At 53.3% G+C, this 1,307-nt stretch carries 1 protein-coding gene; it reads right to left on the bottom strand.

The features are described from left to right. Positions 1–22 precede the first annotated feature (22 nt). A protein-coding gene (locus tag HMPREF2967_RS02325; RefSeq protein ID WP_167315507.1) for an IS3 family transposase occupies positions 23–1,257 on the bottom strand; the annotation gives its coding sequence in 2 pieces (ribosomal slippage) (positions 23–969 and positions 969–1,257; 1,236 coding nt in all). Positions 1,258–1,307 lie beyond the last annotated feature (50 nt).

Genomic DNA, 1,307 nt, shown 5'->3' with positions numbered 1-1,307 from the left:
TGAAGTGTCCCGGGTTTTGTTCCTAGGCATTTGCCTTGATTTCCATTATTTCTTGGGCTGGGTTGGTTTCCCAAAACTCTGACTCAACCTCAGCTGGCGTGCGATAGCCGAGACTTTGGTGAAGCCGTACCTCGTTCCACCAATTAACCCATTCAAACGTCGCGATCTCCACGTCAACCACGCTGTCCCACGACCGCCGATGAATCAGCTCATTTTTGTAGGAACCGTTGACGTTTTCGGCCAAAGCATTGTCATAGGAATCTCCTACTGTCCCGGTAGAGGCAGCAATTCCATACTCAGCCAGCCGTTCGTTGTAGACAATGCTGACGTACTGTGAGCCATGATCTGAATGATGAATCAGCCCCGTTGTTTCCTTCGCGCTGACAATCGCCTGATTAAGCGCCTGCAGCGGCAGCGCCTCGGTACGCATTGAATCAGATAGTGCCCACCCGACGATCCTTCGGGAGAACACGTCGGTAACAAAAGCGGTGTACACGAATCCTTTTCTAGTGCGCACATAAGTAATATCGGCCACCCACAATCGGGCCGGTGCCGGGGCGTTGAACTTGCGATTAACTAAATCAGGACGCAGATCTGGTCCCTTCGGCTTGCGGGTAGTAATAGGAGACTTACCTTTACCTTTGCCTCTGACTCCAGCAAGACGCATCAGGCGTGCGGTCTGCTCACGGCCAATGTCGATTCCTTCACGGCGCAGAGTATGCCACATCTTACGGATGCCGTAGACGCCAAAATTTTCTTCATGGACCTCGGCGATGTGCGCGACTAGAGCAGCGTCACGAAGACTGCGGGCACTCATACCACGGGCTTTTGATTGGCGGTATCCACGGGACGTGATGAAACCGCCAACACGGTGGGTGTTTAACGTCTCGCAAATGAACTCGATGGAGAAACGATCCCGATACTCATCGATGAACCGGATCATTTCCGACGTTTTGGGTCGAGTTCCGACGCGAAAAAAGCCGAGGCAGCCTTCAGTAGCTCATTGGTGTCGCGTAGCTCTTGATTTTCACGGCGTAGCCTCGCGTTTTCCGCGGCCAAGTCTTCAGGCACAGGTTCTGGGATGCTTCCCGCACGACGGGCCTGCTGGGTCCACTGACGAGCCGTGTGCCATGAAACCCCCAACTTTGGAGCTACTGCCTTGCACGCGGCTTGCATCGACATATTTTCCGCCAAGATACGGTCCTCTACAAGACGGACCACACGGTCCTTCGCATCCTGGTCAAATTTTCTTGGCATATTCCAGATTTTCCCATCTACTCAGACGGAACAAAACCTGGGACACTTCA

Source organism: Corynebacterium sp. HMSC059E07 (assembly GCF_001814395.1).
GTDB classification, from domain to species: Bacteria; Actinomycetota; Actinomycetes; order Mycobacteriales; family Mycobacteriaceae; genus Corynebacterium; species Corynebacterium hesseae.
This window is presented reverse-complemented; position numbering and strand designations above follow the sequence as displayed.